This window comes from Nocardia sp. NPDC050630, from assembly GCF_044457245.1.
In the GTDB taxonomy this organism is placed as follows: Bacteria; Actinomycetota; Actinomycetes; order Mycobacteriales; family Mycobacteriaceae; genus Nocardia.
Window position 1 is genome coordinate 145,810 of the sequence record NZ_JBITGN010000019.1, and the last position, 12,948, is coordinate 158,757.

The window sequence follows — 12,948 nt, forward strand, 5'->3', positions numbered from 1 at the left end:
TCCGGGCCAAATTACGAAATGAAAGGGAATTACATGAACCGTCTCGAAGGCAAGACAGCCTTCATCACCGGTGGTGCGCGAGGCCAAGGGCGAGCAATCGCTGAGAAATTCGCTCGTGAAGGAGCGAACATCATCGTGTGTGACATCGATGGGCCGATCGAACACATCAAGTACCCGCTCGCTACTGCAGCGGATCTGAAAGAGACAGCAGCTTCCGTTGAACGAATCGGTCGCGGTGTGGTTGCCGAGATCGCGGACGTCCGCGACCAGGACCAGATCGACAGCGTAGTTGCCGCCGGACTCGACAAGTTCGGCCACATCGATGTCGTTGTTGCGAACGCCGGTGTGCTCGACAATAAGCAATTCTGGGAGATCACCGACAGCGAATGGAATGTCGTGACGGACACCTGTCTCGGCGGTGTCTGGCGAACGGTCAAAGCCGTGGCTCCGCACATGATGGAGCGCATGCGTGGGTCGGTCATCTTGACCTCGTCGACGAACGGGCAGGAAGGTGACGCAGGGAACATGTCTTATGTCGCCGCCAAGCATGGTGTAATCGGGGTGATGAAGTCCGCGGCGCTTGCGCTCGGCCAATACAACATTCGCGTCAATGCGCTTTTGCCCGGACCTGTCGACACAGTGATCAACGACAACCCTGGAACCAGAGATCGAATCACGGGTAAGACTGGAGCAACGCGCGAAGACTACCTGGCGGCATGCCGAAACTGGCACGTACTCCGCGGCCGAAGCGCTCTGGCGCCAGAAGCTGTCGCAGACGGTGCCATTTGGCTCGCGTCGGACGAATCTCGGCACGTGACAGGGTTGGAGATGTTGATCGACGCCGGGCATCGACTGCTGCCAGGACTGAACTTCAACAACAATATCGTCGACGAAGCAGCGTCACTCTGAGCTGAGGCACGGGTGCTCGGACCGAAGAACCTCCGACATAGCCTGGGGGACAGCGTGCAATTGGACGGCATGCAACGGCCAGATTTGCCATCAACGCCGCGATGCTCACATCCGCGCCTCTCTGAGCGAGTCGGTCCTCGTAAACCCAGGCCCCAATGCGACGGCAACACGCTGTTTGCCTAGTGAGCCTGAGGGTGGCGGGTTTCGAGCCGACAGCGATTTTGCGGATCGGTTCGGCATGCTGGTTGCGCCAGCGGATGTAGGTGCTGATCGCGTCGTCCAGTTCGCCGTGGCTGCAGTGGTTGGTCCCGCCCAGCGCGGAGAACTCGCACTCGATGCGGTTCGACCAGGACGAATAGGTCGGCACGAACACCAGCTCCACTCGTTGGCGCGGACCATTGCTGCACCTCGCGACGCTTGTGAACCGAGTTGTCGTCCGCGACCAGATACAGCTTCTGACCTGGACACCCGCGACGCAGGGACTTCAAGAAGCCAGGACTTCCGGCCATCTTTTCCGCTCGTGGACGCGGCAGTACAGCTGCCCGGTGGCCAGATCCAGTGCACCGAACATGTGGCGCCCACCATGGGGGCGGTTGCAGGTTGCGCGCAGCCGTTTCGGCTTGCTCAGGTGAACCAGCCGCGGCTGGCGCGAGGCTGCAAGGTTCAGTGGCCCGAATGGCACTAGCGAATACCACGGGCGAACTAGTCGACGTGTCAGATGGCCCTCGAATTCTGTCTCAGTATCGGCGTACGCACCTGGCGCTATCGATGGCCAGCAGCAGTCCGCTCAGCTCACAGTGGACTCGCATTCTTAGTATTGCACGTGATCGACATGAGTCGATGGTCGACATCTTCCCGAATTGGCACAGTTTCTGCGCGTGCCGTCTGCATATTGTCAAACAGGTGATGGTGAATCGGAACAATGGTAAGTCCGAAATCAACCGCACCGCACCGGCACCCGCCGTCATCGACGGCGCAAAGGCATACGCCAAGGAGAACGTGAGATATGACCTCGAACCCCGAGCTCACGCACAAGTTTACGGCGGCGCAGAACGCGCGCGATGCGGATGCCATCGCGGCATTACTCGCTGAAGACGCTCATTTCGAGTCGGCTCGGCTGCCAATCGCTGCCGATGGCCGTGCCGAGGTGACTCAGGCACTCGTCGACTGGCTCGACGCTCACACCGAGTACGAGTTGACGACGATCCGTGAGTTCTATGCCGGTGATGAGTGCTACAAGGCCCCGGAATCCTGATGCTGACCTGAGCCGCAAAGTAGCGATCCGGATTCCCCTCCGGAGGTGGGAGTACGTCAGAAAGGGGCATTGAGGTTTGACTGCGCTGGTCAATAGCGTTTGCACGGCGGCGGCGGGCGGCGGCGGGAGAAGCTTGTCAACGGCGCGCGAATCCTGAACACTTCTCGGCGCCCGAATTTTGACCCCTTTGGTCGGTGGGGTGGTTGGTTTCAGTCTTCAGTTGTGCCGGCAGTGGGGACGCGGCCGAGGTCGCGGTCCTTGAGCCGGTAGCTGTCGCCTTTGAGGGCGATGACCTCGGCGTGGTGGACGAGGCGGTCGATCATCGCGGCGGCGACGACGTCGTCGCCGAATACCTCGCCCCAGCGGCCGAAGACCTTGTTGCTGGTCACGATCAGGCTGGCGCGTTCGTAGCGGGAGGAGACGAGCTGGAAGAACAGGTTGGCGGCTTCGTTCTCGAACGGGATGTAGCCGACCTCGTCCACGACCAGGAGCGGGTAGCGGCCGAGTTTGATCAGTTCGGCCTGCAGGCGGCCCGCATGATGGGCCTCGGCCAGGCGTGAGACCCATTCGGCAGCGGTGGCGAACGCCACCCGGTGCCCGGCCTGACATGCCCGGATCGCCAGCCCGATCGCCAGGTGGGTTTTGCCGGTGCCGGGCGTTATCCACGGGTGCTGACCCGTCCTCATCGATGTTCACGACGAAGACCTATGGCGGGCATCGGTGGTCGTTGTTGCCTGCTTATCTGTGGGGCTTCAACGACGTGATGAAGGAATGGCTCTGGTGGCCTATGGGATTGCGGTGCGCCCGTCCGGCGGTGCGCGGACGTGGACGGTGGTCGACGCGAAGTATCGGACGGTCGGCCCGGTCGAGGATTGGATAGAGGCGCATCGGCATCTGTGGTCGCCGAACACGGTCCGCGGGTATGCCACGGCGTTGGCGCAGTGGTGGACTTTCCTCGAGCAGCGCGGCGAGACCGGCGGGTGGCAGGAGGTCGGGGTCCCTGCGGTGACTGGGTTCTTGTCGTGGTTGCGCAACGGTCGCACTGTCGAACACAGCCTGGTTCCCGCCGAGGAGCAGCCGACCGCGACGACGTTGGAAGCCCGTCTGGCGGCGTTGATTTCGTTCTATCGCTGGCAGCAGGAGGTGTTCGGTGTTCCGGCTGCTGGTCGGCTCTTGCGGGGAACGCCGAGGCGGATGCCCGCTCGAGGGCTGTTGGCGCATTTGGATGCTCGGTCGGCGCCCCAGGCGTCGTCGTTGGTGCGGGTGCGCCGTCAACGCCCTCCCGATCGGCCGCCGTTGCTGTTGCCGCAGCAGATCCAGGCCATCCTCGATGGATGCGCCGTCGCCGACCACGTCACTGGCGACTGGGTTGGGAACCTTCGCGACCGGCTCCTGTTCGCGATTCTGGCCGAGACCGGCATGCGGCTGGGTGAAGCCTTGGGGCTTCGGATCAGTGATTTCGTGTTGGGCCGCGGCGGCACCGCTTTCATCGACCTTGTTCCGCGTGAGGACAACGAGAACGGCGCGCGAGTGAAGATGATGCGACCCCGACGGGTCTATGTCGGCGCCGACCTCGAACGGTTGTTCGCCGACTACCTGACCTATCTGGCTTGCCGCGCAACTGAACTCGGCTTGCCGGTCACAGTCGATTCGGCGCTGCTGGTGAACCTGGCCCGGCCGCCGCTGCTGGCGCCGTTGCGGGAAGGGACGGTGCGGGACAAGGTGAATGCGTTGCGGCGCAAAGGAATCGGTCCGAATGACTGGACGCCGCATTGGTTCAGGCATTCTCATGCCAGTGCGCTTCTGCTGGCGGGGACACCGGAGTGGGTGGTGTCGCGTCGGCTCGGTCACGCCCATGTTCAGACCACGCTTGATCTTTATGGCTGGGTCCGCGAGGACGATGCGTTGCGGGCGGCGGCGAACTGGAAGTCCTATGCCGCGGGCTGGCAGGTGGGTCAGTGAACACGAATCGTCCGCCATTCCTGGCCTCTGGTGAGCAGGTCGATCCGATCTGGCGGCTCTGGCTCGAGTCGCCGCGCGCCTGGCAGGGACCGATCATCGGGCCCGAGGTCGAGAACTGGGAGGCGTTCACCGAACTCAAAGATCACAACATCATCCTGACGGGCCTTCCGGACCCGATGGCTGCCGAGCTGGCCTGGATGGCGCATTGGCAGGCCCAAGACGGCACTCGCTCGTCGGTGCTGGCGATCAACCATCTCGCCGGCATCGTCCGGCACGCGATCAAGAAGGAGCATCAGTTCCCGGCCTCGATCCGTGAAATGGATTGGGAGACAGCGTCATCGCTGCAAGGCTGGTATTACGCCAGCCGCTTGGGGCGGTTGCCGAATAAGGGTGTCCGCGCTCGGTTGCGCATCCTGTTCCGGTTCGCGCGCTTGGCGCTGCTGGCCCGCTGCCACGATGGCCCGTGGTGGGAGCTGGACTACTGGCATCCGCGTTGCGACCCACGGATCCCACTGTCTGGTCGCGAACCTATGGCCAACTACGGCTGCATTCCGGGCCAGGTCGCCCAGACCTGGCTGCGGCCGGCGGTGAAGTGGTATCTGGGGACCGCGCTGGAGGCTGGGACGCTGCGCTGGACCACGGTCAGCCAGGAACGGCTGAAATGCTTGCGCCGCTTCGACAATTGGCTCACTCAGTGCATCGATGATCCGACCTCGGTGCTGGGAGACCCAGCGCTCGCTGCTTACCAGGCAGCTCAGTTCCGGGGCTGGGCGGCAGACCCGCGCAACCGGGTGCGTTACCCCGGCGACAAGCGAGACCTCGGCAAACAGGCTCATCCCCGCCTGGTCAACGATGACCTGCGGGCAGTGGCAGAACTGATGGCCTTCATCGCCGCCAACCCCGCTGAAACCCGCGCCATACTCGGTCCCTCGGCATGGGACCGGATCACCCCAGCGCATGCTGCCAGTTGGTTCGCCCAGGTCACCCGGATCCCTCACACCCGAGAGTTCAACGACGCCCACTACGTCGACGACCACGCCTTGGCCCAGATCACCGCCGCGCTCCCGATCATCGGGTTGCCGCGCGAGGAACAGATGACCATCACCCGCGGTGACCGAACCCAGATCACCGCCGACGGTCTGGGCAACCCGCAGGCCATGCGGATGATCCTGCTGCAGATCCTGACCGGCCGCCGATCCAGCGAGATCCGCACCTGCGCCTTCGACTGCCTGTCCGCCCCACCGGAATCCACTGCTGGCACCGACGGAGAACGGATCGCCCGATTCCACTACGCGCAAACGAAAATCGACGTCGCACCCGACACCATCCTGGTCGATCAGGAAGTGGTCGAGGTCATCGACGAACAGCGGCGTTGGATCAGTGAACAGTTTCCCGACCGGCAGCCGCGGTTCCTGTTCTCCCAGCGCAGCGGCAACCGAACTGGCGACAAGCCTTACCCGTCCGGCAGCTATAACTGGATTCTGCGACAGTTCGACGACCTGGTTCAGATCACCGACAGCCAAGCCCGCCCGGTCCAGCTCAGCCACACCCACCGGTTCCGGCACACCCGTCTGACGCGGCTGGCCGAGCTCGGTCTTCCGATCCACGTGCTGCAACGCTATGCGGGGCACGCCACCCCGACGATGACCATGCACTACATCGCCGCTCGCGACCAGCATGCCGAGCAGGCGTTCCTGGCCACGGTGAAACTCAAGGCCGACGGCACCCGCATCCAGTTCTCTCGCGACGACCACGACAGCCTGCACCTGTTCGACCGCGCGGACCGGTTCCTGCCCAACGGCTGGTGCCTGCTGCCGCCGCTGCAATCCTGCGACAAGGGAAATGCTTGTTTGACGTGTTCGGTCTTCGCCACCGATGCCACCCACGCGGCCGCGCTGCAACGCCAACTTGACGACACCACGGTCCTGATCGACCGCGCCACAACAGAATTCGAGAACCGGCACGGACGGCCGATGCCCGATGACAACGTCTGGCTCGCCCAGCGTCGCGCCGAACAGCAAGCCCTGACCCGGCTGCTGGAGTCCTTGCCAGCCGACTCCGGCCGCGCCGTTCAAGGCGGCGGCTGCCGCGACACCGCATCAGGCGCCGTCCCGCTCACCCTTGGCCCCATCCCAGCAAGGACACGACCGTGACGAGCCGAGAAGACCGCACCGCTGCCCTGGTCGCCGCCGCGAAAGCCAAGTCCGGCAAGAAGACCGACGACGCCGAGCAAGCCATCCGGCGCCTGCTCAAACGCGGCGAGCCCGTCACCTTCCAGGCCGTCGGGCGCGAAGCGAGCGTCTCCCACGCCTTCCTCTACAACCATCCCGACCTGCGAGCCCGCATCGAACGTCTGCGCCACAACGCCCGGCCAGCTCAAACTGGGACGCCCCCAACAGATTCCGAGAACACCCTCATCCAAACACTCAGCCTGCAGATCACCGACCTGAAAAAGCGGCACCGCACCGAAGTCCAAGCCCTGCGCGAAGCCCTCGAACAAGCCCACGGCGAAAACCTCGAACTACGCCGCGAACTCGCCCGACGCGGCACCCCCACCCCACCCACCACAGCCAAAACCATCGGCCCCTGCTGACCATCGTCACATCAATCGAAAGAACGGCACTACCTGCGAAAACAAGCAGAAATCAAGATCAAACCGGCGATAACTGGCGGGCCCAGGAACACCACGTTCTCCCTGGCGGTGACGAAATCCAGGGTGCCCAGGTGGGCGACCACGTCGCGTTTGAGCCCGCGAGCATGACCGAAATCGAACTCTTCCAACGACTTCCGGTAAGGGAAACGCGCGGAGCGGATGCGGCCCTCACCGCCGTGGGACTCACGAGCCGACACCTCGCGCTGCAGGCAGGCGACCAGGAACTCCTCGTGGCTCCAATTCTCAGCACGAGCGCGTTCGGGCAGCCGCTCGGCGGCTTCCCGCAGCGAGGGTGCCTTCAACGCGCGGGTGAGGAGGTTCAGCTCGGCGGTGAAATCCCGTGCGGTGGTGGATGTTTTGGCGGTGGTTCGGGTTCGTCCGGGCATCAGGCCACCCCGCCTTCGGTGTCGAGGTCGACGCCGAGCGCGGTGTCGTAGTCGGTCAGGCAGCGCTGCTCGACTTCCGGTTCGGGAGCTGGCCGCAGCACGCCGATATGGCTGCGCCGCAACACTTTCGCCGCCTCGATATGAGCTGGGTCGGAGATGGTCTGGTGCCAGGCCCAGATCCGTTCGTGGTCGGCCACGATCCGGCCACCGGAGAACACCCGGACACGGTCGAGGTCGGCGACGATCTCGATCCGGCGGCCGATCACGGCCGGGTGCACCGAATAGTCGTTGGAATCCAGCCGGACGTAGTGGTCACGGGGTAGTCGCCCGGAGCGCCGCCACCCGGTCTCCGGCGCCACCGGCGGCAAGGTGAGCATCGCGTGGCGGTCCGCGGTGACCCGGTCGGCCGGTGCGCATCCCAGCGCGCGGCGCGTCCGGGTGTTCACCAGCGCCAGCCACTCGCCGAGCTGGATGTTGAAATCTGCTGGACCAGTGAATGTTCGGCCCGGAAGGAACGAGCGTTCCAGGTAGTCGTGGGCGCGTTCGATAATGCCTTTCGCTTCCGGATCGGCAGGCTTGCAGACGATCACCTTCGCGCCCAGCGTCCCGCGGAACGCCTGGCATTCTGTGGTGAGTTCGCTGCGCCCGCCGCGCCAGCGGCCTATCGCGCCTCTCCATCCCAGACCAAAACCCTTGGCACCGAACCCAACCGGTGAATATGAGTCCACCAACCGGCGAACAGGTCCTCGGAATGCCTGGTCGGGATCAGCATCGCCATCAGCCACCGCGAATAGCCCAGCACCATGGTCAGCACCGGCAGTTGTTTCGGGCCTCGGACCTGCCCGAACCCGACCGGCAACTCGATCGGCGGGAACCAGAAATCACACTGAGCGATCTCCCCGGCGACATACGCCGTCCGCGAGGCCGGGTCCGGAGGCAGATACGCCGGGCGCAGCTCGGCAACCCGGCCCGAGAGCGTCCGGATCGAGCGCGTCCAGCCGATCCGCTCGGCGATCACCGTCGCCGGCATCGTGGGATAGTTCTTCAGCAACTCGCGGATCTGCGGTTCGACCGCGTCCACGATCGACCCCTTCGCCGGCCGCTCATACTTCGGCGGCCGGTCCGAAGCCACAGCGGCCCGCACGGTATTGCGAGATACGCCCATCAACCGGGCGATCGCCTTGATCGGAACGCCCTCTGACCGGTGCAAACGACGAATCTCAGCCCAATCCTCCACGGCAAGCATCCCTTCGTGTCCTCCTGGCTCGGTTAGAGCCAGAATCACCGACCAAGGGGTCTGTTTTCAGATGCCACGCGGGGGTCAGTATTCACCTGCCGTCGACAAAGCTCGCCTCAGCGGGGTGCGTCTGGAAGCTCTCGGGGTACCTCGGGACTAACCGCAATGCCGCTCAGTTTGGTTCTGTTGCCCGGTTGTCAAACCGGGCAACAGGTGCACGCTGATGTGGATTTTGTAGGTGTTGCGGTCGATGGGCCCTTTGGCGCGGTGTTTGGAGATTGCGCGTTTGACCACGCGGGGGCTGCTGCGGTGGCGGCGGGATGGGATCGGGTTGGTTAGCACGGCCTGCCCGATGCGGCCGACCAGGTCGATGGTGGCGCCGGCGACGGCGGCGGCAGCGTGGATGACCTGGTCACGGGCGGCGTGCAGAGCGACGGTGAAGCTGCCCCGGTCTGGACTGATCATGCCGGTAGCAAGGGCGGTGTCGGTGATGGTGGTGCGTAGTGCCTGGTAGACCACGAGCAGGGCGTAGACCTCTTGGGTGACTCCTGCCGGGGTGCGGGCACGCAGGACCCGTCCGCCCAGGATGGTGGATTTCAGCTCGCAGTAGCTGGTTTCGATCTCCCACCTGTGATGGTAGAGGGCAACCAGTTCACTTGCCGGGTAACGCTTTTCGTCGACCAGGTGGTGATCAGCCGGTAGCGGCCGACACGGCGGGTACCGCTGCCGCCGAGCCGCACGACGATCTCGGCGTCGATCACGCGCACGGTCACCGCGCCGATACGGGCCAGCCACGACCCGTCGCCCAGCCGCGTGATCGGCGGCAGGTGCCGGTTGTCCTTGCAGCGGATCAGCAATTGCGGCCCGGTGCCGGTGATCTTCTCGATCAACGCGGTCACTACGAAGTTGCGGTCGGCCAACAACAGCATGCCCGGTTTCAGACAGCGGAAAAGCTGTGGCGCATGGGTTGTTTCACCGACGAGATAGGAGCCGAACACGGCGTCGACGACCGTGCGCGTACCACCCACGACCACAGCCACAGGCGCAGTATCGGATACCCCGCACCAGTGCCTGCCCGGCCGGTCTGACGGCCGAACGCGGCGGAATTGGTGTCACTGTCCGGGGTGAACATCGAGGTCCGGTCGATGGCGCACACCAGCAGTCCACGCCAGCGGGCGCCGGCGGCCGGACCGCGCAGCAGGTCGAACAACTCCCGCAGTGGTGCCGGCCCGACCCGGCGCAGCGCCTGGGTCAGCGCCGAGGACGTCGGTGCGGCCACCGCGATCGGGCCCAGGCCCGCGGTCAGCCGCGCCCAGACCTGACGGTAGCCGATCCCGGCGAACAGCGCTCCGGCCAGCAGCAGATACACCACCACCCGTGACGGCAGCACCCGCACCCGCCGCTGGGTCGCACGCGCGGACTCCAACGCCGCATCGACCAGATCGAACGACACGATCTGGGTCAACTCGCCCAGATGCGCCGGTGCGAACACCCCCCGCGGCCACCACACCGGGCCGGGGCATGACCGACTGAACAGACAGCGGAACTCCTGCACCGAAGGTTGATTTGGTCGACAACCTCTCTACCAGCAGTTCCGCTGTCCCACTTCACACCCCCCGCCACACCGGCCGGTTCAAGCGCACTTTCCGTGATCGAGCACGACGAGAAGTCGCGACGGTCGGTGAAGAACGCTTGCAGCCGTGGTTGATCCGTGGGCAATCCCCGGTCGGCTACCAACCGTGATCGGGGGCTTGCAGCGGGCACATCGTCACGGTCAGGATGGCCAGGTGACAAAGGCAGAGCAAGTAACCTATGCCGCTCTGGCCGAGCGGCTGATTTCGCTTGGCATGATCTCGACCGACACCGCGGACCGTGTGCTCGGATTTTTCGGCGACGGGCTCGTCGAGGATGAGGATTTGCTGTGGGCCTTGGAAGAATTCGAAGTGGCGGTCTCCATAGACGGCGACAAGACCGATGACCTCGCCGCTGGTTACAGGAGTCTGCTCAGTGCGGCGACACGTTGCACCGGCGATGCTGTCGCCGTCGATGATGTCGAGCTGACCTTCGGCCTCGACGGTGCGGATATCCTGCGGTTTACCTGTAACGGTTCGGTTGTCCAGTGGTCGTTGGAGCATCGGTCCGGCCGCCATTTGGACCTGATGACGGTATGGGAAAACATCGATGACCTCGACCCACCGAACGCGGACGACCACCGGAGATTCTGGCCGATTGAACGCGATGAGTCGGAAATCACTGATTACTACGTACTCGCCACCGACGAACAGGCACTGGTGTTGGCGAATGAGTTCGATCTGCGCCTCTATTGACGTCAGCACGCCGAACTGCATCTTGGCTGGTAGCGGTGCCAAAATCCGCAATCCGCGTCGAGGGAACAGGCTTCGGGCTGCCATCACGAAAAGTGCGCCTGAACCAGGATTCAGCTGCCGTTGACACCGCGGCCCCTTTCTGACGGATTCGGTTGCCACTACTTATGCGCCAGGTAGAGATCGCGTTCAATGCCCGATGGTGGGCTTTTCCGAGAACGCGCCTTTGCCGCCGGTATTGCCTAGTGGCGGCAGTATTCGAGTAGCTCTCGTCGGTGGGAAGTCGTGTGGGCGAGTCGACCGCCGAGTGGACTAGCGTCGTTGGGCGCTCTGAACAAGGCGCTTAGGTTCGGGCGTGGTGCGTGTCCCAAGGATGCGGGCCGATCGGATAGGAATGAGATGATGACGGATCAGCCTGCCCCTCAGACGCGTCAGACGCGCTGGCTGGCCCTGACCGCGCCGGGCTGGGAACCCGCTGAGGCAGCACAACAGCAACCACCGCCAGAAGCGATCATAGGCGGTTGGCAGATCGACGAGGACGGCCGTTCGGGGCCGTTCGAACCGAACCTCGCCTATCTGCTCGCTGACGAGTCGTTGCCTTCCGATCCGCTTGATGCGATCCTGCGTCAGGCGGCGGACGATGCTTCGCAATCCGTCGACAAGCGGAACCTGATCCGCGATTTCATCGCTACCTTGCGAAACTCGGTTGTCGATGTCGGATGCGATGCCAACAATCGTCCGATGCTCGGTACCTCGGAAGGTGTGCCGTGCGTGCTGATCGCCACCGCCGCGGTGCATCGGCAGGGCGTCGAGGTGGATCGATGGCGTCCGTTGGTGGGCGACAAGATTGCCGCCGTCGTTCCCGCCGGCGTGGAAGTCCTCATCAACCCCGGCAGTCGTGTGTCGTGTCGTCTGACGGTCGCTGCGCTGCGACAGCCCGCACCCCGAGTGTGAGGTGATGCTGTGTTCGCCGAACGGTTGAAATCGCTGCTCATCGATCCGCTGATCAAACTCACCGGCAAGGAGTCCCGCGGCTTGGCGGAGAAGTACGTTGGGACCGCGGGAAAGCTCGGCGAGGCTGACAGGACATTCACCGCGACCGATGAGTTCAGCGCGAATGGATTTCAGCGTCTCGAAGCCATCCCGGTCGACAACTTCGTACCCGATCGAGAAGTGGCATTCCGTCCCTCCCAGGTGGTCAGTGAAACGCGGCGGGCGGAACAAAGGTTCAAGAAACCTGCACTGGTCCTCGATTATCCCGTCGAGGACGCCGCTCACATGGAACAGTGGTCGAACGGGAAGTACGCATACGACGGGGAAGATCACGGATACAACGTCGTCAGACCCGACGATGTCCAATTCAAAAGAGCCGCCAATGATGGTTGGAACCTCGATACTGCGCCGTGGGTTCGCCGATGGCCGCCGGAGGACAACACCTTCGTCCGCAGCCGGTCGTTGACCGAGCCGGTGAGTACCGAGACCGCACAGTCTCCGGACGGTGCACCCGGACGACGAAGGCTGCTGACAGTCAAGACCGGATGGCGGAAGACCGAGACGGTCGCCGTGGACGACGAAACGCTGCTGAAAGTACAGGCAGCGAACATGCAACTGGCACGAGCCGCTCAGAAGAACGCCGGCCCGGTAGTGTTGCTGCCCGACAAGAGTTTTCCCAGCTCCGCCGCCGCGCATATCGAGAATCTGCGAACAAGCATCGGCAGTCCCGAGATGTACGTACCCACCGGCGATGTGTCCACCACGATCGGTGACCCGAGAACCGTACAGGGCGCGCTGAAGGATCATGTCATCCCAGGCCGGACCGGGATCGAAGTGCACAAAGCCGATGACAGTCCCGCATGGCAACGCCTGGGAGCAAAGCCGGGAACCCGGGAATGGTAGGCAGAGCCTTGAGGAGGTATTTCAGTAGTATCGGTACAGAATTCCGCCGTTGCCACTGAAACGCCGACCCGATGCCGCCAATGCTCCTCACCCGGCAACCCGTTCCCGGGCGAGGTCCAGGCGAGTAGTCATGTCGAGACGGCAGCGCCCGTTGGGGTTGATGTTGGACCAGAACAGCGGGCTCAGTGCGCGGCGTTCGGTGTCACCGACCAGGTCGTGGAATTCCGGGTATTCCAGGACGGCTTGCAGCAGAAGGGTATTGATGTGCACCATCGCCGATTGCAGTAGGTGCAAAGCGAGCATCGATACCTCGGCGTGCTCGCGGT

At 63.9% G+C, this 12,948-nt stretch carries 11 protein-coding genes and 4 pseudogenes; 8 read left to right on the forward strand and 7 right to left on the reverse strand.

Going from position 1 to position 12,948, the window contains the following annotated elements; all coding sequences use genetic code 11:
• The first annotated feature begins 33 nt into the window (after positions 1-33).
• Positions 34-909 carry a mycofactocin-coupled SDR family oxidoreductase gene (locus ACIBG0_RS33980; protein ID WP_397038272.1) on the forward strand — a complete coding sequence of 292 codons (876 nt, stop codon included), beginning with the start codon at positions 34-36 and terminating at the stop codon, positions 907-909.
• 1,006 nt (positions 910-1,915) lie between these two features.
• On the forward strand, positions 1,916-2,164 hold the full coding sequence (locus ACIBG0_RS33985) for a nuclear transport factor 2 family protein (RefSeq protein ID WP_397038274.1): 249 nt from the start codon (positions 1,916-1,918) through the stop codon (positions 2,162-2,164).
• A gap of 209 nt (positions 2,165-2,373) precedes the next feature.
• Here ACIBG0_RS33985 and ACIBG0_RS33990 read toward each other — a convergent pair.
• A pseudogene (locus ACIBG0_RS33990) lies at positions 2,374-2,820 on the reverse strand (ATP-binding protein); the annotation flags it as partial.
• Positions 2,821-2,944: 124 nt separating this feature from the next.
• Between ACIBG0_RS33990 and ACIBG0_RS33995 the strand changes: the two are divergent.
• From ACIBG0_RS33995 to ACIBG0_RS34005, 3 genes are read left to right on the forward strand one after another with little or no spacing between them, the layout of a single operon-like run.
• Positions 2,945-4,126: a tyrosine-type recombinase/integrase gene (locus ACIBG0_RS33995; protein ID WP_397038276.1), complete on the forward strand. Its 1,182-nt coding sequence runs from the start codon at positions 2,945-2,947 to the stop codon at positions 4,124-4,126.
• Entirely contained in the window at positions 4,123-6,279 is a 2,157-nt protein-coding gene (locus ACIBG0_RS34000) for a tyrosine-type recombinase/integrase (RefSeq protein WP_397038278.1), read from the forward strand. The genes ACIBG0_RS33995 and ACIBG0_RS34000 overlap by 4 nt, the downstream gene beginning before the upstream one ends.
• The gene (locus ACIBG0_RS34005; RefSeq protein WP_397038280.1) at positions 6,276-6,719 is read left to right on the forward strand and encodes a DUF6262 family protein; all 444 of its coding nucleotides are present in this window, start codon (positions 6,276-6,278) and stop codon (positions 6,717-6,719) included. Before ACIBG0_RS34000 ends, ACIBG0_RS34005 begins: the two co-directional genes overlap by 4 nt.
• Before the next feature lie 74 nt (positions 6,720-6,793).
• Here ACIBG0_RS34005 and ACIBG0_RS34010 read toward each other — a convergent pair.
• The 5 genes and pseudogenes from ACIBG0_RS34010 to ACIBG0_RS34030 all read right to left on the reverse strand — a co-directional run.
• Positions 6,794-7,165 (reverse strand): annotated as a pseudogene (locus ACIBG0_RS34010) (ATP-binding protein); the annotation flags it as partial.
• Positions 7,165-8,411, reverse strand: a pseudogene (gene istA / locus ACIBG0_RS34015) (IS21 family transposase). The pseudogenes ACIBG0_RS34010 and istA, both read right to left, overlap by 1 nt.
• A gap of 147 nt (positions 8,412-8,558) precedes the next feature.
• Positions 8,559-8,921, reverse strand: a complete 363-nt coding sequence (locus ACIBG0_RS34020; protein WP_397038299.1) for a hypothetical protein — start codon at positions 8,919-8,921, stop codon at positions 8,559-8,561.
• 51 nt (positions 8,922-8,972) lie between these two features.
• Positions 8,973-9,197, reverse strand: a pseudogene (locus tag ACIBG0_RS34025) (transposase); the annotation flags it as partial.
• Between the two features lie 142 nt (positions 9,198-9,339).
• Positions 9,340-9,894 (reverse strand): transposase domain-containing protein, encoded by a 555-nt coding sequence (locus tag ACIBG0_RS34030; RefSeq protein WP_397038282.1) that lies wholly within the window; start codon positions 9,892-9,894, stop codon positions 9,340-9,342.
• Positions 9,895-10,141: 247 nt separating this feature from the next.
• On the opposite strand from ACIBG0_RS34030, the gene ACIBG0_RS34035 reads away from it, so the two are divergent.
• From ACIBG0_RS34035 to ACIBG0_RS34045, 3 genes are all read left to right on the forward strand, one after another.
• Complete coding sequence (locus tag ACIBG0_RS34035; RefSeq protein ID WP_397038284.1) at positions 10,142-10,729, forward strand: hypothetical protein; 588 nt, start codon at positions 10,142-10,144, stop codon at positions 10,727-10,729.
• 396 nt (positions 10,730-11,125) lie between these two features.
• Positions 11,126-11,680, forward strand: coding sequence for a type VII secretion system-associated protein (locus ACIBG0_RS34040; protein WP_397038286.1), 555 nt, complete (start codon positions 11,126-11,128; stop codon positions 11,678-11,680).
• 9 nt (positions 11,681-11,689) lie between these two features.
• Positions 11,690-12,622 carry a hypothetical protein gene (locus tag ACIBG0_RS34045; protein WP_397038287.1) on the forward strand — a complete coding sequence of 311 codons (933 nt, stop codon included), beginning with the start codon at positions 11,690-11,692 and terminating at the stop codon, positions 12,620-12,622.
• Between the two features lie 87 nt (positions 12,623-12,709).
• Here the strand turns inward: ACIBG0_RS34045 and ACIBG0_RS34050 are convergent.
• The coding region (locus ACIBG0_RS34050) for a Tn3 family transposase (RefSeq protein ID WP_397038288.1) at positions 12,710-12,948 on the reverse strand (239 nt) is incomplete at its 5' end.